The 21,881-nt window shown below is 70.6% G+C and carries 14 protein-coding genes and 4 pseudogenes; 8 read left to right on the top strand and 10 right to left on the bottom strand.

What is annotated here, in order from left to right; all coding sequences use genetic code 11:
• Positions 1-28: 28 nt before the first annotated feature.
• The 5 genes from AB0I23_RS23480 (at position 29) to AB0I23_RS23460 (ending at position 11,607) form a co-directional block, all read left to right on the top strand.
• Positions 29-1,756 (top strand): glycoside hydrolase family 13 protein, encoded by a 1,728-nt coding sequence (locus AB0I23_RS23480; protein WP_359111953.1) that lies wholly within the window; start codon positions 29-31, stop codon positions 1,754-1,756.
• Between the two features lie 158 nt (positions 1,757-1,914).
• The gene (locus AB0I23_RS23475) at positions 1,915-2,961 is read left to right on the top strand and encodes a LacI family DNA-binding transcriptional regulator (protein ID WP_359112064.1); all 1,047 of its coding nucleotides are present in this window, start codon (positions 1,915-1,917) and stop codon (positions 2,959-2,961) included.
• Positions 2,962-3,432: 471 nt separating this feature from the next.
• Positions 3,433-5,139: a carbohydrate-binding module family 20 domain-containing protein gene (locus AB0I23_RS23470; protein ID WP_359111951.1), complete on the top strand. Its 1,707-nt coding sequence runs from the start codon at positions 3,433-3,435 to the stop codon at positions 5,137-5,139.
• Positions 5,140-5,657: 518 nt separating this feature from the next.
• Complete coding sequence (gene pulA / locus AB0I23_RS23465) at positions 5,658-10,970, top strand: pullulanase-type alpha-1,6-glucosidase (RefSeq protein WP_359111950.1); 5,313 nt, start codon at positions 5,658-5,660, stop codon at positions 10,968-10,970.
• Between the two features lie 286 nt (positions 10,971-11,256).
• Complete coding sequence (locus tag AB0I23_RS23460) at positions 11,257-11,607, top strand: 5-carboxymethyl-2-hydroxymuconate Delta-isomerase (RefSeq protein ID WP_359112063.1); 351 nt, start codon at positions 11,257-11,259, stop codon at positions 11,605-11,607.
• A gap of 13 nt (positions 11,608-11,620) precedes the next feature.
• Here the strand turns inward: AB0I23_RS23460 and AB0I23_RS23455 are convergent, their stop codons facing one another.
• The 6 genes and pseudogenes from AB0I23_RS23455 to AB0I23_RS23425 form a co-directional block, all read right to left on the bottom strand.
• Positions 11,621-12,343, bottom strand: a complete 723-nt coding sequence (locus AB0I23_RS23455) for a TetR/AcrR family transcriptional regulator (protein WP_359111949.1) — start codon at positions 12,341-12,343, stop codon at positions 11,621-11,623.
• Between the two features lie 35 nt (positions 12,344-12,378).
• A pseudogene (locus AB0I23_RS23450) lies at positions 12,379-12,751 on the bottom strand (flavin reductase family protein); the annotation flags it as partial.
• Positions 12,717-12,899, bottom strand: a pseudogene (locus AB0I23_RS23445) (metal-dependent hydrolase); the annotation flags it as partial. The pseudogenes AB0I23_RS23450 and AB0I23_RS23445, both read right to left, overlap by 35 nt.
• 369 nt (positions 12,900-13,268) lie before the next feature.
• On the bottom strand, positions 13,269-13,640 hold the full coding sequence (locus AB0I23_RS23440) for a hypothetical protein (protein ID WP_359111947.1): 372 nt from the start codon (positions 13,638-13,640) through the stop codon (positions 13,269-13,271).
• Between the two features lie 384 nt (positions 13,641-14,024).
• Complete coding sequence (locus AB0I23_RS23435) at positions 14,025-15,971, bottom strand: hypothetical protein (protein ID WP_359111945.1); 1,947 nt, start codon at positions 15,969-15,971, stop codon at positions 14,025-14,027.
• Between the two features lie 483 nt (positions 15,972-16,454).
• Positions 16,455-17,024, bottom strand: coding sequence for a carboxymuconolactone decarboxylase family protein (locus tag AB0I23_RS23425; protein ID WP_359111943.1), 570 nt, complete (start codon positions 17,022-17,024; stop codon positions 16,455-16,457).
• Positions 17,025-17,094: 70 nt separating this feature from the next.
• Between AB0I23_RS23425 and AB0I23_RS23420 the strand changes: the two genes are divergently transcribed.
• On the top strand, positions 17,095-17,601 hold the full coding sequence (locus AB0I23_RS23420; protein ID WP_359111941.1) for a MarR family winged helix-turn-helix transcriptional regulator: 507 nt from the start codon (positions 17,095-17,097) through the stop codon (positions 17,599-17,601).
• Positions 17,602-17,717: 116 nt separating this feature from the next.
• Entirely contained in the window at positions 17,718-18,134 is a 417-nt protein-coding gene (locus AB0I23_RS23415) for a hypothetical protein (RefSeq protein WP_359111939.1), read from the top strand.
• Positions 18,135-18,150: 16 nt separating this feature from the next.
• Here the strand turns inward: AB0I23_RS23415 and AB0I23_RS23410 are convergent, their stop codons facing one another.
• From AB0I23_RS23410 to tnpA, 4 genes and pseudogenes are all read right to left on the bottom strand, one after another.
• Entirely contained in the window at positions 18,151-18,798 is a 648-nt protein-coding gene (locus AB0I23_RS23410; protein WP_359111938.1) for a response regulator transcription factor, read from the bottom strand.
• Positions 18,783-20,051 (bottom strand): sensor histidine kinase, encoded by a 1,269-nt coding sequence (locus tag AB0I23_RS23405; protein WP_359111935.1) that lies wholly within the window; start codon positions 20,049-20,051, stop codon positions 18,783-18,785. The genes AB0I23_RS23410 and AB0I23_RS23405 overlap by 16 nt, the downstream gene beginning before the upstream one ends.
• A gap of 291 nt (positions 20,052-20,342) precedes the next feature.
• A complete protein-coding gene (locus AB0I23_RS23400) occupies positions 20,343-20,948 on the bottom strand; it encodes a winged helix-turn-helix domain-containing protein (protein WP_359111933.1) in 606 nt (201 codons plus the stop codon).
• 321 nt (positions 20,949-21,269) lie between these two features.
• Positions 21,270-21,692, bottom strand: a pseudogene (tnpA, locus tag AB0I23_RS23395) (IS200/IS605 family transposase); the annotation flags it as partial.
• 50 nt (positions 21,693-21,742) lie between these two features.
• Here tnpA and AB0I23_RS23390 point away from each other — a divergent pair.
• Positions 21,743-21,881 (top strand): annotated as a pseudogene (locus AB0I23_RS23390) (RNA-guided endonuclease TnpB family protein); the annotation flags it as partial.

Below are 21,881 nucleotides of genomic sequence, written 5' to 3'. Positions count from 1 at the left end.
CTCCCCACCCAGACACCCCAGGGACGACATGACCCAGCACCTCGCTGCCCCCTCCACCGGCACGTCCGACGACGCTCCGGGCCACCGCACCGGCTGGTGGCAGGACGCGGTGATCTACCAGGTCTATCCGCGGAGCTTCGCCGACGGCAACGGCGACGGCATGGGCGATCTCGCAGGCGTACGCGGCAGACTCCCGTACCTCAAGGACCTCGGCGTCGACGCGGTGTGGCTCAGCCCGTTCTACGCGTCGCCGCAGGCGGACGCGGGGTACGACGTCTCCGACTACCGCGCCATCGACCCGATGTTCGGCACGCTGCTGGATGCCGACGGGCTGATCCGGGATGCCCACGACCTGGGCCTGCGGATCATCGTCGACCTGGTGCCCAACCACTCCTCCGACCAGCACGAGTGGTTCAAGCGCGCCCTCGCCGAGGGCCCCGGCTCCGCGCTGCGCGAGCGCTACCACTTCCGCCCCGGCAAGGGCGCGCACGGTGAACTGCCGCCCAACGACTGGGAGTCCATCTTCGGCGGACCCGCCTGGACCCGGACCACCGACCCGGACGGCACCCCCGGCGACTGGTACCTCCACCTGTTCGCCCCCGAGCAGCCCGACTTCAACTGGGAACACCCGGCCGTCGCCGACGAGTTCCGTTCCATCCTGAGGTTCTGGCTCGACATGGGCGTCGACGGCTTCCGCGTCGACGTCGCCCACGGCCTCGTCAAGGCCGAGGGGCTGCCCGACCTCGGCACCCACGACCAGCTCAAGCTGCTCGGAAACGATGTCATGCCGTTCTTCGACCAGGACGGGGTGCACGAGATCTACCGCTCGTGGCGCACCATCCTCGACGAGTACCCCGCGAAGAAGGGGCCCGAAGGGTCTTCGCCGGAAGAGCGGTGGTGGGCGACGGGCGGGCGCATCCTCGTCGCCGAGGCATGGACCCCGACCGTCGAGCGCACCGCCAACTACGTGCGCCACGACGAGATGCACCAGGCGTTCAACTTCCAGTACCTCTCCACCGCCTGGGACGCCGCCGAGCTGCGCAAGGTCATCGACGGCTCGCTCGACGCGATGCGTCCGGTCGGCGCCCCCACCACCTGGGTGCTCTCCAACCACGACGTCACCCGGCACGCCACCCGGTTCGCCAACCCGCCCGGCCTCGGCACCCAGATCCGCACCGCCGGCGACCGTGAGACGGGCCTGCGCCGGGCCCGCGCCGCCAGCCTCCTGATGCTGGCGCTGCCCGGATCCGCGTACGTCTACCAGGGCGAGGAACTTGGTTTGCCCGACGTCACCGACCTGCCCGACGAGGCCCGCCAGGACCCGTCGTTCTTCCGCGCCGACGGCCAGGACGGCTTCCGCGACGGCTGCCGGGTGCCGATCCCGTGGACCCGCGACGGCAGCTCGTACGGCTTCGGCACCGGCGGCAGCTGGCTGCCCCAGCCCGACAGCTGGGCCGAGCTGAGTGTCGAGGCACAGACCGGCGAGGAGGGCTCCACCCTGGAGATGTACCGGGCCGCGCTCGCCGCCCGCCGGGTGCACCCGGGGCTCGGCGCCGGGACCGCGGTGGAGTGGCTCCAGGCCCCCGAGGGTCTGCTGGTCTTCGCCCGCCCCGGCTTCATCTGCACCGTCAACACGACGGGCCGTCCGGTACGCATCCCCGTGCGCGGCACCGTCCTGCTGTCCAGCACGCCGGTCGTCACCGACGGCGCCGAGATCGAGCTCCCCGCGGACACCACGGTGTGGTGGACGGTGTGACGGTTCCCCTGCCCAGGGCCGGTCTTTCGGATCAGGCCGGATCAGGGAGCGGGGGCTGGCGCGTGCAGCTGCAAGGCGGAGGAGGGAGCCCACGCGGAGCGTCGGCGACCGACGACAACCCCGCAGACGCGCGTGTCAGCCCCCGCGAGCCCGGCAAGATCCGAAAGACCGGCCCCGGGACCGGTGGTGCGCCGAGGCTCTCGGACATCGCCGGCCAGGCAGCGGTCAGCGAGGCGACAGTCAGCCGGGTGCTCAACGGGAAACCGGGCGTCGCGGACACCACGCGTCAGCGGGTGCTCGCGGCGCTGGACATCCTGGGCTACGAACGCCCCGTACGGCTGCGGCAGCGCAGCGCCGGGCTGATCGGACTGGTGACGCCCGAGCTCACCAACCCGATCTTCCCGGCGTTCGCGCAGTCCGTCGAACAGGCTCTCGCCGGGCACGGCTACACCCCGGTGCTCTGCACCCAGACACCAGGCGGCGCCACCGAGGACGAACTCGTCGAGCAGCTCGTCGAACGGGGCGTCGGCGGGATCGTCTTCCTCTCCGGGCTGCACGCCGATCTGTCGGCCGACCCGGCCCGGTACGCCGCACTCACCGAGCGCGGTGTGCCCTTCGTCCTGATCAACGGCTACAACGAACGGATCAACGCCCCGTTCGTCTCGCCCGACGACTCCGCCGCCGTACGGATGGCCGTCGGCCACCTCGCCGAACTCGGCCACCGCAGGGTCGGCCTGGCCATCGGACCGCAGCGCTACGTGCCGTCCCGCCGTAAACGCGAGAGTTTCCTCGATGCCGCCGTGAACCTCCTCGGTCTGGGCCGGACCGAGGCCGAACTCCTGGTCTGCTCCGCGCTGTTCGGCGTCGAGGGCGGCCAGGTCGCCGCTGGTGCGCTGCTCGACCAGGGGTGCACGGGCATCGTCTGCGGCAGCGACCAGATGGCACTCGGCGTGGTGCGCGCGGCCCGGGGCCGCGGACTCGACGTGCCGCGCGACGTGTCGGTGGTGGGCTTCGACGACTCACAGCTGATCGCGTTCACCGACCCGCCGCTGACGACGGTGCGGCAGCCCGTGCAGGCCATGGCGGCGGCCGCGGTCGGGGCGCTGCTGGAGGAGATCGGCGGCAGCCCCGTGCAGCGTACGGAGTACGTGTTCCAGCCGGAGCTGGTGGTACGGGGGTCCACCGCGGCGGTCCGCGCCGCCTGACGGCGCGTCCGGCACGCGCAGAGGTCCTGGATCCGGAGGGGGATCCAGGACCTCGTCGTCTCTGGGCAGGAGGACAGGCCGAGGGACAGGAGAGGCACCGGGAGCCGGCCCTGAATGGGCCGCGGGGAGTGAGCGACTCCGGGTGCCTCTCCTGTCCGTGACCGGCCCGGCCGGCCGGGCGCGTGGGGCCCGGGTGACCGGGACCCTCGGCCGACCGGACCGGAGTCGGGAGAAACGTAACAGCGCTGCAATGTTTTGCGTAAGTCTTTGCAGAAAGAAAACTGCGGCATTTCGCCGATGTAAGCGGTTGGTGTCCAAAGGGTTGACCGGAACCTGGCGGGCTCGTACGGTCTCCCCGCGGCAAGGTTTGCATTCTTGCAGCAAGAACCTTCAGAAGCCTTGAGGGCAGGGCGCGTTGCCACGTGAGGCTGCACCGTCACCCGCATTTTCCCCCACAGCAGGAGGAAAGACATGGCACGCAGACACCTGTCTGCAGCGCTCGCCCTGATAGCAGGCGCCGCCGCTCTCGTGGCCCCCACCACGACCGCCCAGGCCTCCACGCCGGGCAACAAGGACGTCACCGCAGTCCTCTTCGAGTGGAAGTTCGCCTCCGTCGCCAAGGCGTGCACGGACTCCCTCGGTCCCGCCGGCTACGGCTACGTGCAGGTCTCGCCGCCCCAGGAACACATCCAGGGCAGCCAGTGGTGGACCTCGTACCAGCCCGTCAGCTACAGGATCGCCGGACGGCTCGGCGACCGCACGGCCTTCGCCCACATGGTCAGCACCTGTCACAGCGCGGGCGTCAAGGTCGTCGCCGACTCCGTCATCAACCACATGGCGGCGGGCTCCGGCACCGGCACCGGCGGCTCCTCGTACACGAAGTACAACTACCCCGGCCTGTACTCCTCGTTCGACATGGACGACTGCACCGCGCAGATCAGCAACTACCAGGACCGTGCCAACGTCCAGAACTGCGAACTCGTCGGTCTCGCCGACCTCGACACCGGTGAGGGCTACGTCCGCGGCAAGATCGCCGGATACCTCAACGACCTGCTCTCCCTCGGGGTCGACGGCTTCCGCATCGACGCCGCCAAGCACATGCCCGCGGCCGACCTCGCCAACATCAAGTCGCGGCTGACCAACCCCGGCGTCTACTGGAAGCAGGAGGCGATCTACGGGGCGGGCGAAGCGGTCTCGCCCGACGAGTACGCCGGCACCGGGGACGTCCAGGAGTTCCGCTACGCCCGCAGCCTCAAGCAGGTTTTCAACAACGAGAACCTCGCCTACCTGAAGAACTTCGGCGAGGGCTGGGGCTTCATGTCGTCCTCGAAGACCGCGGTCTTCGTCGACAACCACGACACCGAGCGCGGCGGCGACACGCTGAACTACAAGGACGGTGCCAACTACACCCTCGCCAACGTCTTCATGCTGGCCTGGCCGTACGGTTCGCCCGACGTCCACTCCGGCTACGAGTGGTCCGACAAGGACGCCGGCCCTCCCAACGGCGGCACGGTGAACGCCTGTTACAGCGACGGCTGGAAGTGCCAGCACGCCTGGCGCGAGATCTCCTCCATGGTCGGCTTCCGCAACACCGCCCGCGGCGAGTCCGTCACCAACTGGTGGGACAACGGCGGCGACCAGATCGCGTTCGGCCGCGGGGCCAAGGCGTACGTCGCCATCAACCACGAGAGCTCGTCGCTGACCCGTACCTTCCAGACGTCGCTGCCCGCCGGGGACTACTGTGACATCCAGTCCGGCAAGGGCGTCACCGTCAACGGCTCCGGCCAGTTCACCGCCACGCTCGGTGCCAACACGGCCGTCGCCCTGCAGGTGAACGCCCGCACCTGCACCGGGGGTGGCGTCACCGACCCCGGTACGGGTACCTCCGGCGCCTCGTTCGGCGTCAACGCCGGCACCCAGCCCGGCCAGAACATCTACGTCGTCGGCAACCAGTCCGCGCTCGGCAACTGGAACACCGGCAGCGCGCTCAAGCTGGACCCGGCGACGTACCCGGTCTGGAAGCTCGACGTGAGCATGCCCGCCGGTACGTCGTTCGAGTACAAGTACATCCGCAAGGACGCGAGCGGCGCCGTCACCTGGGAGAGCGGCGCCAACCGCACGGCGACGGTGCCGTCGTCGGGCAAGGTGTCGCTGACGAGCGACGTCTGGCGAAGCTGAACCCGGCGCCCGGGCCGGGGTGTCCGACCACGGTGCCCCGGTCCGGGCGGTGACCCGGGGGTCGGTGCGCCTGGGCCGGGGCGGCCGACCGCGTCGCCCCGGTCCGAACAGTGAACCCGGGGTCGGTGCCGCATCGAGCCGTCTCCTCGGGTGCCGCAGACTCCCCGACACCGTGAGGGAACCGTCCACTTACTGCGTCACCCTGCGGGGATCGCCCCGATACGTCCCCTCCCGGCGCACCGGCCGACGGGCGTGATCACCCGGCACCGAAGCCTCCGGGCGCACCACCGCCGACCCTTGGGCGTCCGGTGCCGGAGGCTTCGGGCGGCGCCCCGGGGCGGGGGCGCACCAGGGCGATCCCCGCAGGACGACGCAGTAAGTGCACGGCTTCCCCGCGGTGTCGGGGAGTCTGCGGCGTCCGAGGAGACGCCCTGGTACACCCCCGACCCCCTGGCCCACCCGACAAGTCCGTCCACCCCGAGAACCCCATAACCCCGCAACCAAGGAGACCCTGCCCCGTGTCCCGTACCTCCCTCAGACGGGGAGCCGTCGCCGCTCTGTGCGCGGCGCTCCTCCCCGTCGTCCCGGCGGCAGCCACCTCCGCCGCGCCGAGACCCCCGAGCCCGCCGTCGGACGCAACGCTCGCCGCCGAACCCGCCCGTCACGACCTGACCCGCGAGCAGTTCTACTTCGTCATGCCCGACCGGTTCGCCAATGGGGACACCTCCAACGACCGCGGCGGGCTCACCGGTTCGCGCCTGGAGACCGGTTACGACCCCACGGACAAGGGGTTCTACCAGGGCGGCGACCTCAAGGGCCTGACCAACCGGCTCGACTACATCAAGGATCTCGGCACCACCGCCATCTGGCTCGCCCCGATCTTCAAGAACCGCCCGGTCCAGGGCACCGGCAAGGACGCCTCGGCCGGTTACCACGGCTACTGGATCACCGACTTCACCCAGGTCGACCCGCACTTCGGCACCAACGCCGACCTGTCGAAACTGATCGACAGGGCCCACGCCAAGGGCATGAAGGTCTTCTTCGACGTCATCACCAACCACACCGCGGACACCGTCGAGTACGCCGAGAAGAAGTACGGCTACAGGCCGAAGGGCGCCTATCCGTACCTCGACAAGGACGGCCGCCCCTTCGACGACAGCAAGGGCCTGGCGAAGGTCGACGCCGACTCGTTCCCGTACACCCCGAAGAACACCGGCACGAAGACCCCGTCGTGGCTCAACGACCCGACGATGTACCACAACCGAGGCGACTCGACGTACGCCGGCGAGTCCACCACGTACGGCGACTTCTTCGGGCTCGACGATCTGTGGACCGAGCGGCCCGAGGTCGTCTCCGGCATGGAGAAGATCTACGAGAAGTGGGTCCGCGACTTCCGTATCGACGGCTTCCGGATCGACACGGTCAAACACGTCGACCTCGACTTCTGGACCCAGTGGGCGACCGCCCTCGACACCTACGCCGCCCGGCACGGACGCGACGACTTCTTCATGTTCGGCGAGGTCTACTCCGCCGACACCGCCATCACGTCCCCGTACGTCACCCGGGGCCGGCTCGACGCGACGCTCGACTTCCCCTTCCAGGAAGCGGCCCGGCAGTACGCCTCGCAGGGCGCTCCGGCCTCGAAGCTCGCCGCCGTCTTCGGTGACGACTACCGGTACACCACCGACAAGGCCAACGCCTATGAGCAGGTGACCTTCCTCGGCAACCACGACATGGGCCGCATCGGCGCGTTCGTGAAGCAGGACAACCCGAAGGCCGACGAAGCCGAACTGGTCGACCGGGCCCGCCTCGCCAATGAGCTGATGTTCCTCAGTCGCGGCAACCCCGTCATCTACTACGGCGACGAGCAGGGCTTCACCGGCGCGGGCGGGGACAAGGACGCCCGCCAGACCATGTTCGCGTCGAAGACCGCCGACTACCTCGACGACGACGAACTGGGCACCGACCGTACGCACGCCTCCGACGCTTACGACACCGGCCACCCGCTGTACCGGAACATCGCCGCACTCTCCGGGCTGACCAAGGAGAACCCGGCCCTGCGTGACGGCGTCCAGACCGAGCGGTACGCGGAAGGCTCCGTCTACGCGTTCTCCCGTACGGACCCCAAGCGCGCCGACGAGTACGTCGTCGCCACCAACAACGGCACCGAGGCGAAGACCGTCGAGCTGTCCACCGAGTCGGCCGCGATGGACTTCCGCACGCTGTACGGCGGTTCCCGTACGGTCCGCAGCGACGCCGACAAGAAGATCACCGTCACCGTGCCCGCCCTCTCCAGCATCGTGCTGCGCGCCGAGAAGCCCCTGGGCGCCCCGGCCGCCAGGCCCTCGATCACGCTGAAGGCGCCCGCCGCCGGAGCCACCGGTACCGTCGAGATCTCCGCGGACACCGACGGCGGATCGCTGAACCGGGTCGTCTTCGCCGCCCAGACCGGCAACGGCAGGTGGGTCACCCTCGGATCCGCCGACCACGCCCCGTACAAGATCACCCAGCACCTGGACGACACCGTGGCGGCGGGAACGCCGCTGCGCTACAAGGCTGTTGTGGTCGACCGTGCCGGCCGCACCGCGAGCGCCTTCGCCTCGACGACCGCAGGTCAGGCCCCGGCGGCCGAGAAGCCCGTCGCCGTCGAGCGCGACTACGCCGTCGTCCACTACCGGCGCGCCGACGGCGACTACGACGGCTGGACGATCGAGTCCGGTGACAAGTCCGCCGAGTTCACCGGGCGCGACGCCTACGGTGCCTTCGCCTGGATCAAGCTCGACGAGGGAACCTCCGCCGTCCCGTACACGGTCGAGAAGGACGGCACGGCCGACGGTCCGCAGCGCACCGTCGAGCTCGCGAAGACCGGACAGGTCTGGATCGAGCAGGGCAAGGACAGCCAGGCCGACGAGGCCCCCGACGGCGCCTACCCGGCGCAGGACAGGACGAAGGCCGTCCTGCACTACCACCGGGCCGACGGCAACTACGACGGCTGGGGACTGCACACCTGGACCGGCGCGAAGGACCCCACCGACTGGGCGAAGCCGCTCCAGCCGGTGAAGAAGGACGCCTACGGCGTCACCTTCGAGGTCCCGCTCACCGACGGGGCGACCTCGCTCAGCTACATCCTCCACAAGGGCGACGAGAAGGACCTCCCCAGCGACCAGTCCCTCGACCTCGCCACGTACGACCACGAGGTGTGGATGATCGCTGGACAGTCCGGCTATCTGCTGCCGCAGACCGGCGGTGTGCCCACCCCCGACCTCACCAGGGCCGAGGCGCAGTGGATCGACTCCGACACCGTCGTCTGGAAGGTGAAGGCCACCGACGCCACCAGCGAGCAGCTCGTCTACGCGAAGGACGGCGGGATCTCCGTCGTCGACGGCGCGCTCTCCGACGAGGGGCAGTGGCTGCGGCTCGGGCCGTCCACGCTGACCGACGCGCAGAAGGCGAAGTACCCCCACCTCAAGGACTACCCGGCCTTCACCGTCGACCCGCGTGACCGGGACAGGGTCCGCGAGGCGCTGCGCGGCCAGCTGATCGCCACCCAGCGCGCCGCCAACGGCGCCCTGCTCGCCGCCACCGGCGTACAGAGCGCGGGTGTGCTCGACGACCTGTACGGGAAGAACGCGAGCACCGCCACGCTCGGCCCGGTCTTCGAGCACGGCCGCCCCGCCCTCTCCGTCTGGGCCCCCACCGCGCAGACCGTCGCCCTGGAACTCGACGGGAAGAGCGTCCCGATGCGGCGCGACGACCGCACCGGCGTCTGGTCCGTCACCGGCACCGCCAAGTGGACCGGCAAGCCGTACCGGTTCGTCGTGAAGGTGTGGGCGCCGACCGTCCAGAAGATCGTCACCAACAAGGTCACCGACCCGTACTCCACCGCCCTGACGACCGACTCCGCCCGCAGCCTCGTCGTCGACCTCGACGCCCCGGGGCTCGCACCGAAGGGCTGGGCCGGGCTGAGGAAGCCCGCCGCCGTCCCGCTGCGCGACGCCCAGATCCAGGAGCTGCAGATCCGCGACTTCTCGATCGCGGACCCCACGTCCCAGCACCCGGGCGAGTACCTCGCCTTCACCGACACCCGCTCCGACGGGATGAAGCACCTCAAGGAGCTCGCCGACTCCGGCACGAGCTACGTCCATCTGCTGCCCGCCTTCGACATCGGCACCATCCCCGAGAAGAAGTCGGCCCAGCAGAAGCCCGCCTGTGACCTGTCCGTGTACGCCCCCGACTCCGAGGAGCAGCAGGCCTGCGTGGCGAAGGCCGCGGCGAACGACGGGTTCAACTGGGGCTACGACCCGCTGCACTACACCGTCCCCGAGGGCTCGTACGCCTCCGACCCGGACGGCACCAGGCGCACCGTCGAGTTCCGGCAGATGGTCCAGGGGCTGAACGGCGCCGGGCTGCGGACCGTCATGGATGTCGTCTACAACCACACCGTCGCCTCCGGCCAGGACGCCAAGTCCGTCCTCGACCGGATCGTGCCCGGCTACTACCAGCGGCTCCTGGACGACGGCACCGTCGCCACGTCCACCTGCTGCGCCAACACCGCGCCCGAGAACACCATGATGGGCAAGCTCGTCGTCGACTCGATTGTCACCTGGGCCAAGGAGTACAAGGTCGACGGCTTCCGCTTCGACCTGATGGGCCACCACCCCAAGGCCAACATCCTCGCCGTCCGCAAGGCGCTCGACGCGCTGACCGTGGCCAAGGACGGCGTCGACGGCAAGAAGATCATCCTGTACGGGGAGGGCTGGAACTTCGGTGAGATCGCCGACGACGCCCGCTTCGTCCAGGCCACCCAGAAGAACATGGCCGGCACCGGTGTGGCCACCTTCTCCGACCGGGCCCGTGACGCCGTCCGCGGCGGCGGCCCGTTCGACGAGGACCCCGGTGTCCAGGGCTTCGCCAGCGGCCTCTACACCGACCCCAACTCCTCGACCGTCAACGGCAGCCGCACCCAGCAGAAGGCCCGGCTGCTCCACTACCAGGACCTGATCAAGGTCGGCCTGACCGGCAACCTCGCCGACTACACCTTCACCGACTCCTCGGGCCGTACGGTCAAGGGCTCGGGCGTCGACTACAACGGGGCTCCCGCCGGATACGCCGCGGTCCCCGGCGACGCCCTCGCCTACGCCGACGCCCACGACAACGAGACGCTGTACGACGCCCTCGCCTTCAAACTCCCGGTGGGCACCTCGGCGGCCGACCGGGCCAGGATGCAGGTCCTGGCGATGGCGACCGCCACCCTCTCGCAGGGCCCGTCGCTCTCCCAGGCGGGCACGGATCTGCTGCGCTCCAAGTCCCTGGATCGCAACTCGTACGACAGCGGCGACTGGTTCAACGCACTGCACTGGGACTGCCGGGACGGCAACGGCTTCGGCCGCGGACTGCCGCCCGCCGCCGACAACCGGTCGAAGTGGTCGTACGCCAAGCCGCTGCTGACCGCCCCTGCGCTCAGCCCCGGCTGCGCGCAGATCGGCGGTGCGTCCGCCGCGTACCAGGACCTGCTCACCATCCGCACGACGGAGAAGGAGTTCGACCTCTCCACCACACAGGAGGTGCAGTCCGCCCTGTCGTTCCCGCTCTCAGGGAAGGACGAGACGCCCGGCGTGATCGCGATGCGGCTCGGAAAGCTGGTGATCGTCCTCAACGCGACCCCCGGCACCGAGCACCAGCAGATCGCGGAGCTGGCCGGGAAGGATTACACCCTGCACCCCGTCCAGGCCGCGGGGGCGGATTCCACTGTCAAGAAGGCCTCCTACGAGAGGAGTTCGGGAAGCTTCACCGTCCCGGGACGCACGGTGGCCGTGTTCTCCCTGCGGTGACCCGTACAGGGCTACGTTGAGGACAGCCGCCGGGGAGTGAGTCGCATCACACACTCCCGGGCGCGTCCCTCCCGCCACCTCGGCCGGTTCCGGTCCCCCTTCCCGTGCGTATGCGCCGTTCGGGAAAGGGGACCGGCCCAGTTCGTCACGGCCGACCGCGAGAAGAGCGGGCCCGGCGGCCACGCGAGCCCCGACGAGTCCAGGGGGAGCATTACCTTGTGCGGGCGTGCCGATCAACATATAGGTGAGGTCTGACAACGGTCCGTACCGCACCCCGGAGCCCCAGATGCCGCAGATCACCGTCGACTACTCCGCCGAACTCGACGACACCTTCGACCGCCGCGGCTTCGCGCTCGCCCTGCACCCGCTGGTCGCCGGGACGGTCACCACGAAGACCGCCGCCTGCAAGACCCGCTTCCGCCGGGTGGACGAGTCCGTGGTGGGCGACGCCGCCACCGGCGACGCGGTCCTGCACATTTCGATCGGCCTGCTGCCCGGCCGCACGGACGTGATCAAGGCGCAGCTGACCGAGTCCGTACTGGAGCTGCTGGCCGCGCACCTGGGGCCCGCCGACGGCCTCACGGTCCACACCTCGGCCGAGACCCGCGACCTGGACCCGTCCTACCGTAAGCGCTGATCCGAACCGCAGGTCAGGGCAACTGCTGCGAGGGCACAGCCGGCACGGCGGGCGCGAACGCGGAGAGCCGCGCCAGCAGATCTCCGAACGGCCCGTCGACCGGCTCCTCCGCGAGGACCCGCAGTACGATGCCCGCCATCTCCGTGTCGTACGCCGCACTCACCGCGGCCAGCGCCGCGAAGTCGTGCACCAGCTGTATCTCCAGCTCCGCGCGCGGAATCCGCCGCCCGTCCAGCCAGATCAATGCCGTCGACTCGGCCAGCGACACCCACGACCGTACGACCAACTCCAGCCGTGCTGGGGGCACTTCCACCCCCAGGTGGGCGAGGATCTGCTCGTAGGCCGCCTGCCGCACCCCGTCGATCATCGCGTTGGCCGTCGACGACCCGGCCGCCGGTCCGCCCCGCATCAGCGCGGAGAACCCGGGCCCGTGCTCGTCCACGAAGTCGAAGAACCGCCCCATGACCCGCAACAGCCGAGCCCCCAGCGGCCCTTCACGCGGCTCCAGGAACCGCGCAGCCAGCTCGTCGGCCGCCCGCCGCAGCGCCGCTTCGTACAGGCTCTGCTTCCCTGGGAAGTAGTGGTAGACGAGCGGCCGGGAGATCCCGGCCGCGGCTGCGATCTCGTCGATGGAGACCTCGTCGGGGGAGCGGCGGCTGAACAACTCCAGCGCGACGCCGATCAACTGTTGTCTGCGCTCATCGACGCCCATCCTGCGCCGCACCCCGGTCGTCATGCCAACAGCCTAACCGGGCCGGGGCGAACGGGCCGCTACAGGTCCGGCACCAGCCGCTCCCTCCTGCGCCACGACACACAGATCAGCATCGAGTCGTCGCTCTCCGCATCCGTCGGGAGATCGTCGCGGTGGTCGATCTCGCCCTCCAGCACGCGCTGTTGGCACGTTCCGCAGAAGCCCTGCTCGCAGGAGTACGAGACATACGGGAGTTCCTGGCGGACCGCGGCAAGGAACGACTGGCCCGCCGCGACCCGGACCGTACGCCCGGCGCGGTGCAGCTCCACCTCGAAGGCGACGGAGCCGGCCGGTGATGTGGCTGCTGCCGCGAAGCGTTCCAGGTGCAGGGTGCAGGGTGCAGTCGGCCGGGAGCGCTGCGGTGACCGCGCCCATCAGGGGTTCCGGGCCGCAGCTCGAAGAACCGGTCGACCTGCGCGGTGTACGGGGTCGGGTCGAGCCCGAGCTTCTTGAGGTGGGGGAGGACGTCGTCGTGGGCCTGGGACTGCACGGCCTCCTGGCCGATGAACCCGATCGCGTCCTGCGTTTCCCGCAGCCGTTGGCCGGTGGGTAACGGAGGGCGCTTTCCGTTGCGTTCGGTGAGCTTCGGAGGCCGCTGCTCCGCTGCTCCGCCGTTCGCATGTCGAGCGTCTCCATCCTCAGGTCGGTGCGATGTGAACCTATCCGGGCGCGCCGGCCGTCGGCTCAGGTGCGGGCGCCGCGAAGGCCCCAGGAACCACGCCGCCGACGCTCGGGAGCACAGGGAAACGCAGCAGCACCAAGGAGCGTGGCCCAGCGACTGCCGTCAGTTCGCCCCCGGGCCGCGCCCCGCCCGGCGGCTCGGCCGAGCCGGGGCGCACGTGGCGGGCCCGTGGCGGCCTCCTCGGTGGAGGGCGCCACGGGCCCAGTTCATACTGCGGTTCCGATCGGATCAGCGGGAACGGTAATCCCGGTACCGGTCATGGTCGTGGCCCCAGCGTCCGTTGTCACGGCATTCGCGGCCCCAGCGTCCCTGGCCCCAGCGTCCGTGGTCACGGCATTCGTGGCCCCAGCGTCCGTGGTCACGGTGGTGGCCCCAGCTTCCGTTGTCGCGGCGGTCGTGGCCCCAGCGTCCGTTGTCACGGCGGTCGTGGCCCCAGCGCCCGTCGTCCCAGCGGTCGCCATCCCCGTGCCGACCGTCATTGACCTGGAGGGAGTGGGCACCGACGGCGGCGCCGGGGGCGGCGGCCTGAGCTACGCCGCCGCCGCCCAGCGCGACGACGGCGGCCACACAGACTGCGGCAGCGAAGCGGGAAACATGCATGGAAATCTCCTGTCGCAGCAGGCGCCGAAGCGCCTGCTCGGATTGGACACCACAACCGTCGCCCCCCGACGACCGTCGACGACCGCGCCACGCGCTCCAAGACACCCGATCTGCTGCAATGTCGCCGATCGTGGAACCGAGCCCTGTAGGCAATCCGTGAACCTCCTTCCGTCTTCCCTCGTCCCCTCCCGCGACCGCCGCCATCCGCCCCTCGGTGCCCCGTCCCACCTGCAGGTTCCCCGCCGAGGCATCGGGGGCACGCACGTCCGGCAGCGACTGCGCATCCTGATTCCGCGGGCATGCCGGAGGTCCGCCGCCGGCCACCATGACCCGGCCGAGTGGAGGATCACGGCGTGCACCACGGGAAACGGCACGGCGGCATGGTCAGCGCAGGGCGCCCACCCGGGTGCCGTTCATCAGCACACCGTTCAGCTCCGCCCGGTCGCCCGCCCGCGCCCGCACCGCGAGCAGATGCCCCCGCGCCCTGCCCCTCACCCCACCCGACGTGGTCAGCGAGGCGAACTGTTCGCTGCCCGCCGCCAGTACGTACCAGCGGCCGCCGCGCGACTTCCACAACACGCCCGCCAGCACCTGCGGATCGCGCCCCCCGCAGGCCGTCGAGTTCTCGGCACGCGCCGCGACGGTGCCCGGCGCGCTCGCCCCGCGCGACGGTGACGACGGGGCCTGGAACTGGGCGAGGACCCTGCTCCCCCTGCCCCGCCAGGTCTCCGCCCGGGTGCACAGCCACTGCGCGAAACCGTTGTCCTCGGGCAGCCACTGTCGTGCGTACGGCCAGGAGTTCACCGAACGCACGCCGCGCGAACGCACCGCGGTCAGCAGGCAGGCGGTCCGTGCCCAGCTCTCCCGCTCGGCCCGCCCGGACACGTCGTGCGGCGCCGACGGCGGTCCGGAGGTCAGCCGGGCCGGGGCGAGTTCGCCGAGGTCCGTCAGCAGACGTGTCGCCGTGACGTCATGCATTTCGACGGCGGGCCAGGACCGGCAGTCACCGGCCGGCTGCGGGCTCGCCAGCACATCGGTCACGCCGTTCCGGTCGCGGTGCAGCGGCCGCGCGGCCCGGCCGGGGGCGAGCAGATCCCGTACGGACACCTGCCGCACCCAGGGCGCCGTCAGATAGCGGACCGTTCCGCCGCCACGGCTCACGATCAGAGCGTCGGCGGAGGACGCGTCCGCACCGTCGACACGGGCGAAGTCGAGCGCCGCGCCCTGTGCCGGATCGGCGTCGCGGGCCTCCGCGTACCGCACGATGCGCAGCCCGTCGTAGAACAACACCACCGCGGCCTCGCCCACCTCGCCCGCGTACAGCAGCTGCGGGGACCCCATCGGCGGCCCGACCGGCGTCCCGGGCGTCGTGGACGACCGGACGGCGGGGCCCGGACGCGCCCAGACGGCGAGTGCGCGGCGCAGCAGCCGGGTGTCGTCGGCGCGGTCGCCGCGCGTGGGCCAGGCGGTGAAGTCGGTCCGGGGCGAGCGCCGCCAGTACGCCGGGGGAACCCTGATCAATGAGGCTGGTTCCAGGGCCTTTTCGGACGTGGGGTTGCGGGCGTACAGGGGCGCGGACGCCAGGTCCCGGCCCCAGCCGTTGCCCGGCAGTCCCAGCAGCGCCCCGCACACCAGGAGTGCGGCGACCGCCGCGAGCGCCGCCTTCGCGTGCCGGCGGCGGCGCAGCAGATCCGGCGGGCGGGCCTGCAGGGAACAGGGGTCGAACTCCGTGGAGTCCAGGAGCGCGTACGGCGCCGCCACCGCGTCCGCCTCCATCAGCGCCGCATGCGGGTCCGCCACCCCTGCGGCGGCGAGCACCCGCCGCACCTCCCCGTCCGCGAGGTCCTCCAGGCCGCGCAGGACGTGGGCCGCCCGCGCCGGCCCGGAGAGCGCCGACAGCGCCTGGTCCAGGGCGAGTTCGTCCGCACCGCCGGAGTGCGGGAACAGGCGCAGACCCCACACCAGAGGGAGGAGCGGCGGCAGCTGGGACCGGCGCGGCCAGGCCAGGCGGCGCAGGGGGCGGCCCGCTTCCAGGGCGGTGTGCACGACCCGCTGCCGGACGAGCGCATAGCCCGGGTCGACCGCCGGCCCACCCGCGGGGTGGCGGGGGAGAGGGATCCCGTCGTCGGCCGCGAACGGCGTCCGACGCCCCAGTGGCAGGGATCGCTGGGCGAGGGAGTGTGCCGTCAGAACGCGGCGGTTGCGGCCGAGGGAGGGCAGGAGGAGGTAACCGAGCCGGACCAGCCGCGGATAGTGCTCGGCGAGCGCCGCCTCGGCCTGCTCCACATCGACCGGGGCGGTGGCGGGCGGTACTTCTGGCAGTGGGCGCACATTCAGCTGAACGAGCGAATCATGCGATGGTCACTCCGGGCCGCGGGCGGGTTTTTCGGATCCGGCCGTTCGGCCGGGCGACGGAGTGCGAAGGGGCACGACGGCCGGATGGTGACGCAGCTGGAGATGCGACGAGGACGTCGTTCCGGGGTCGGGGCCGCGGCGGTCGTTCTTGCGGGACCGGCTCTTCTGACGGCGTGCGGCGGGGGTGGTGGCGGCGAGGACAAGCCGCACGTCCCGCCGACGGCGACCGGCAGCCTGGAGCAGCCGGCCACGAAGGCGCGTTGCGAGCCGAACATCCAGACCGACGCGCAGGAACTGCGCCGGGCCAACTGCGCGACGGGCGAAGGGCGTTATGTACGGGCCACGGCGAAGCCGGGGCCCGGCGGCACGTCGTACACGATGCGCTGGACCAGCTGGGGAATGGCCTTGAAGCCGTTCGGGCACCGTCCGTCGGCCTGGGCGCTCCATGCGCACAACGGGTCACATGGGTGCAGGGGCGGGCGCGAACGCGGCGAGCTGGGGGTCGACGGGCGCGTCGGTCATCCGGTTGGCGAGCGTCGAGATCGTGTACGCGCCGATGCCCAGGACCACTTCCAGGGCGTTCCGGCGCGTGTAGCCGTGTGCGAGGAAGGCCTGCAGCGTGTCGTCGTCGACCGCGCCCGTCGTGGCGATGACGGCCAGGGTGAACTGTCGTACCGCTTCGAGTCGTTCGTCCGGGAGTGGCAGTGGCTTCTCCTCGCGCAGTGCGGCGACGAGGTCGGCGTCCGCGCCGAGCGCGGTGAGCTTCGCGGTGTGCATCGCCACGCAGACGTGGCAGCTGTTGCCGGTGGCGATCGTCATGATCAGAACCTCGCGGGAGAGCGGGTCCAGGGTGGTCGACTCGAAGATCGCGCTGATCTTCAGGAAGCCGTCGAGCAGCTGCGGAGACGTGGCCAGCCGGCCGACGGCGGCGGGCAGATATCCCTGCTTGTCCGCTACGGCCTCCATGGTGCGGCGGGCGGCGACGGGGGCGGATTCGAGGGTGTGGTCGGGAAACGCGTGTGCGGGCATGGCGTGACCTCTCGCGGTAAACTCGACAACGTGATTGACGAAAACGTAAACCAAGTTGTCGAGCTTCGCAATGGCTGAGTCGACGGGAAGACGGGCTGAAGGGGCGGCGACCGCCGGGGATGGTGCGGGCTTCGAGCTGCCCCTGCTCCTGTTCGCCGGATTCCGGACGATCATCGACGAGCTGCACCGCGAGCTGTCCGAGAGCGGTCACCCCGACGTGCGGCCCGCGTACGGCTTCGCGCTCCAGGCCGTCGGCCGTGACGGCGCGACCGCGACTGAGATCGGCCGACGGCTCGGCGTCTCCAAGCAGGCCGCGGGGAAGACCGTCGACAGGCTGGAGGGTCTCGGTTACGTCGAACGCGTCGACGATCCGCAGGACGGGCGCCGCAAGCTCGTTCGGGTCACCCCGCGCGGTGTCGACGTACTGGTCCGGTCCGCCGAAGGGTTCGACCGGCTGCACGCCGAGTGGTCCCGGGCGCTCGGGGCCGAGCGGCTACGTGCCCTGGAGTCCGACCTGCGCGCGATGGCGCCCGCCGACGCGTTCCGGCTCGACGCGGCGGCATGGTTCAACGGTTGACATGCCGCCGCCGGGCGATTGGTGGGACGCGCTCCACGAGCTGTTCACCCCGTACGGGCCCGTCGAGGAACTCTGGCTGGACGGCGCCAACTCCTGGCCGGGCTCCGGCACAGTCGATGAACCTGTACGAGAAGAGCGTCGGCCGCAACGCCTCGCTCCTGCTGAACGTGCCGCCCGGCCGGGACGGCCGCGTCGCCGTTGCGGACGTCCCGTCACCGACCGCCTTCGGCAGGGCCGTACGCGGCACCTACGGCACCGACGTGCGGAGCACGCAGAGCCCGGGACCGTACACCCTCGACCGGGTCGCCGTCCGCGAGGACATCCGGCACGGTCAGGGCGTCGAGAAGTTCGCCCTGGAGGCCCGGATCGACGGCAGCCGACAGCGGATCGCCGAGGGCACCACCATCGGCAACCGGCGCATTCTGCCGATCGCCTCGCCCGTCACCGCGACGGCGGTACGGGTGAAGGTCCTGGAGTGCCGGGCCGCACCCCACCTGGGGGTGACCACGCTGCACCTGAGTCCGGCCCGGTGAGCGGCTGCCGGTCAGGTCACCCCTGGTCCAGGTAGGCCAGAACGGCCAGAACGCGGCGGTTGTCGTCGTCGGACGGCGGCAGGTCGAGTTTCCCGAAGATGTTCGAGGTGTGCTTGGCCACCGCCCGTTCCGTGATCACCATCTGCGAGGCGATCGCCGCGTTCGAACGGCCCTGCGCCATCAGCGCCATGACCTCCAGCTCGCGCGGGGTCAGACCGCCCATCGGTTTGTCCTGTGCCCGCCGCGACAGCAGCTGCGAGATCACCTGCGGGTCCATCGCGGTGCCGCCCGCCGCGACCCTGCGTACCGCGTCGATGAACTGGTCGGCGTCGAAGACCCGGTCCTTGAGAAGGTACCCGATGCCTCCGTTGCCGTCCGCCAGCAGCTCACGCGCGTACAACTGCTCCACATGCTGGGAGAGGACGAGCACCGGCAGCCCCGGTCGGGCCCTTCGGGCCGCGAGTGCGCACTGCAGTCCCTCGTCCGTGTGGGACGGCGGAAGCCGGACATCGACCACGGCGACATCCGGATCCGACTCCGCGAGCGCACACGTCAGTTCGGGTCCGGTCTCGACGGCTGCCGCGATCTCGAAGTCGTACGCCTCCAGCATGCGGACCAGACCGTCGCGCAGCAGGAAGAGATCTTCGGCTAGGACAACTCGCAAGGGATCTCCATGGTCACCATGGTGGGACCGCCCGCGGGGCTGCTGACGGCCATGATGCCGTCGAATGTACCGAGTCGGCGTTCGATACCGCTCAGACCCGAGCCCGATCCGATCATCGCGCCGCCCCTGCCGTTGTCCGTGACGGAGATCCGCAGCATCGCGTCGGCGTGGTGGATGTCCACCCAGAGGCGGTCCGCCCCGGAGTGCTTGGCGGCGTTCGTCAGGGTCTCGCTGACCGCGAAGTAGGCGGCCGACTCGACCGGCGCCTCGGCGCGCCCGGCCAGCTGCACCTCGACCTCGGACTCGATGGGCAGCCGCAGCGCCAACGCCTTTACGGCGTCCCCGAGTCCGCGTTCGGCCAGAACCGGCGGGTGGATGCCCCGTACGAGATCGCGCAGCTCGGTGAGGGCTTCCGCGGAGGACTCGCGGGCCATCGCGAGAAGCGTCTTGGCCTGCGCCGGGTCCTTCTCGATCAGCGCCTCGATCGTGCCCAGGTTCATGCCCATGGCGACCAGCCGGGCCTGCGCGCCGTCGTGCAGGTCGCGCTCGATACGACGCAGTTCGGACGCTGCGGTGTCCACGGCCTCGTGCCGGGTCTCGGTGAGCCGGTCGATCCGCCGGGCCAGTTCCTGCTCATGGGTGGGCGCCAGTACCGAGCGAGCGATCACGAAGTGAAGCCGCAGCAGCCGTTCGCTCGCTGCGAGACCGATGAGGAAGAGCACCCCACCGAGCGCCGCGGCGGCCAGCGCCGTCGCCTGGCTGTCGACCGGCACGAATCCGTACCAGTAGGTGTCGTCGGTGAAGACCCGCCACAGGCCCGCCGCCAGGACGACCCCCTCCACCGGATAGATCATCAGTCCGGCAGCCACGAGCACCACTACGGAGCCGGCCGTCATGTCCACCAGCAGCCACCGGATGTCCCGCCACGTCGCCGGGTCCTTCAGCATCAGCGTGGTGCGCTCCACCTGGCCCGCGAGCCCGCCGCGCAGATCCTTGGGAAGAGGGCGATAGGGGACCGGGATGCGGAGGTCCGCCCAGGTCGCGGCCAGCAGCCGGCGTTGATTGGCGTGTCTGCGGACCGCGGTCAGCATCTGCGGGGTGGTGAGGAGTCCCAGGCCCAGCGGAATGAGGACGATCGAGAGCACTGTCAGCACGAAGTGGCTGATCGACCCGGCCAGGGTGGCGAACGACAGGACGAGCCCGCGCCCGGCGGCCAGCAGCGCGGGCCGTACTCGGATCCGAATCGCGTTCATGATGGTCCTTCTCCCCTCGCCGGGCCTTCGTGGCAGCGCCGGTCCGAGGACAGTCTCACCCGACGGGCCTCCGCGGCGTGAGCCGTCTCGCCACCCAGGAGGGGGTGTACCCAGCACCACCCTCACGGTCTCGTCCTGCGCCCGGGAGATCGGGGTGGTGAAGCGTGCCGGAGGCCGCCCCTGTTCCGGCCGGTCCGGGGTGTGGCGGCCGACACCTGCACGCCCGCACGGAAAGGGCCCTGCCCGACCGGATGCGTACCGGTCGAGCAGGCCTCCCCGCCTGCGTGCCCGTCAGGGGGTGTACTTGTAGCCGACGCGGCGCACCGTCTGGATCGACCGGCGGTGCTCGGCGCCCAGCTTGCGGCGCAGCCGGGCGATGTGGACGTCGACGGTGCGCCCGTCGCCCACGTGCCCGTAGCCCCAGACGGTCGTCACCAACTGGTCGCGGGTGTGCACCCGGTGCGGGTGCGCCACCAGATGGGCGAGCAGTTCGAACTCGAGGAACGTGAGGTCGAGCGTGCTCCCGTCCACCGTCGCGGTGCGCTGCACACCGTCGATGCGTACCGGCCCCGCCTCCGGCGCCACCAGCGGCTCCGGCACGATCCGCTGCGCCGCGGCGGCCGCGGCTGCGACGGCGGGCTGCTGGTCAGCGGGTACGAGGACCAGGTAGCCGATCATCGGCGGACGGCCCGGCAGCGCCGGAACGGTGTGCTGGGGTGCCGGAAGCCAGGTCGCGCCCGGCGGCAGGAAGCCGGCCGCATCGGCCAGCTGGACGACATCGTCGGTGGCGACGGCACGCAGCCTGTGACGGTTGGGAGGGACGGAGCGGGCGGTTGCAGTGGTCGCCGTGGACGCTGTGGTGACAGCGGCGGCAGAGAAGGTACGAGTGTTCGCCATGAGGGTCAGCTCTTTCGCGCGAAGGAGTCGTCGAGGGACGGACTTGCGTCGTGGCCGCGGACCGAAGGCCGGGGTGAGCGGCTTTAGAGGGCCTGCGCGTTCCACGCGCGGCAACACACCCGGTCGAAGTCATGATGCTGACGGGAGGGCCAGAACGGCTCAAGGTCGCTGCGACCTGATGAGGTGTACGGGAAGCCGACCATGCCCCCATCCCTGATCTTGCGTGGGTATCCCCGGCTTCAGCCGGGGAGGGAAACGCATCCTGAGCGCGGAGGCGCGGAGCGCCGGAGTTCTCTGCGTCTGCGTCGGTGACGGTCGGGTGGGCCGCTTCTGTCCTTCGATGTACTGGCGGATCACGGTGAGCGGTGCGCCGCCGCAGGAGCCGGCGAAGTAGGAGCGGGACCAGAACACCGGTCCCATGCCGGTCCGGTTGATGCGGTCGGTGTACTCGGCCCGCAGGTAGCGGGAGCTGACGCCCTTGAGGCTGTTGATCAGCTTGGAGAGGGCAATCTTCGGCGGGTGGTGCACGAGAAGGTGGACGTGGTCGGCCTCACCGTTGAACTCGCGCAGTTCCGTCTCGAACCCGGCGCAGACCTCGCGCATGATCTCTTCGCACCGTTTCAGCATGGCGTCATCGGACATGCCGCGCTGGTATCTGGTGAGGAACACCAAGTGAGCGTGAAGGTGGTACTCGACGTGGCGGCCGGTGCGAATGTCGGAGTTTGGTTCCCTACGTCGTGACATAAGCCAATTGGAGTATGATCTCCGAAGCTGACCGGGAGGGGGTGGGCCGGGTGATCCGTGCGTACAAGTTCCTCATGCGGCCCACCGTGGGCCGACAGATCGCGCTCGGCGAGATGCTGCTTGATCACTGCTCGCTCTACAACGGGGCGTTGCAGGAACGCCGCGATGCCTACCGGCACACCTCGAAGA

This window comes from Streptomyces atratus, assembly GCF_040655115.1.
Lineage (GTDB): Bacteria > Actinomycetota > Actinomycetes > Streptomycetales > Streptomycetaceae > Streptomyces > Streptomyces atratus_D.
This window is presented reverse-complemented; position numbering and strand designations above follow the sequence as displayed.

Excerpts from the sequence above, each read along its gene's own strand:
- AB0I23_RS23415 (WP_359111939.1), top strand. The coding sequence starts at position 17,718 with ATGAACCTGTACGAGAAGAGCGTCGGCCGCAACGCCTCGCTCCTGCTG.
- AB0I23_RS23400 (WP_359111933.1), bottom strand. The coding sequence starts at position 20,948 with ATGGCGAACACTCGTACCTTCTCTGCCGCCGCTGTCACCACAGCGTCC.
- AB0I23_RS23420 (WP_359111941.1), top strand. The coding sequence starts at position 17,095 with ATGGCTGAGTCGACGGGAAGACGGGCTGAAGGGGCGGCGACCGCCGGG.
- AB0I23_RS23425 (WP_359111943.1), bottom strand. The coding sequence starts at position 17,024 with ATGCCCGCACACGCGTTTCCCGACCACACCCTCGAATCCGCCCCCGTC.
- AB0I23_RS23405 (WP_359111935.1), bottom strand. The coding sequence starts at position 20,051 with ATGAACGCGATTCGGATCCGAGTACGGCCCGCGCTGCTGGCCGCCGGG.
- AB0I23_RS23440 (WP_359111947.1), bottom strand. The coding sequence starts at position 13,640 with ATGCATGTTTCCCGCTTCGCTGCCGCAGTCTGTGTGGCCGCCGTCGTC.
- AB0I23_RS23470 (WP_359111951.1), top strand. The coding sequence starts at position 3,433 with ATGGCACGCAGACACCTGTCTGCAGCGCTCGCCCTGATAGCAGGCGCC.
- AB0I23_RS23480 (WP_359111953.1), top strand. The coding sequence starts at position 29 with ATGACCCAGCACCTCGCTGCCCCCTCCACCGGCACGTCCGACGACGCT.
- AB0I23_RS23455 (WP_359111949.1), bottom strand. The coding sequence starts at position 12,343 with ATGACGACCGGGGTGCGGCGCAGGATGGGCGTCGATGAGCGCAGACAA.
- AB0I23_RS23460 (WP_359112063.1), top strand. The coding sequence starts at position 11,257 with ATGCCGCAGATCACCGTCGACTACTCCGCCGAACTCGACGACACCTTC.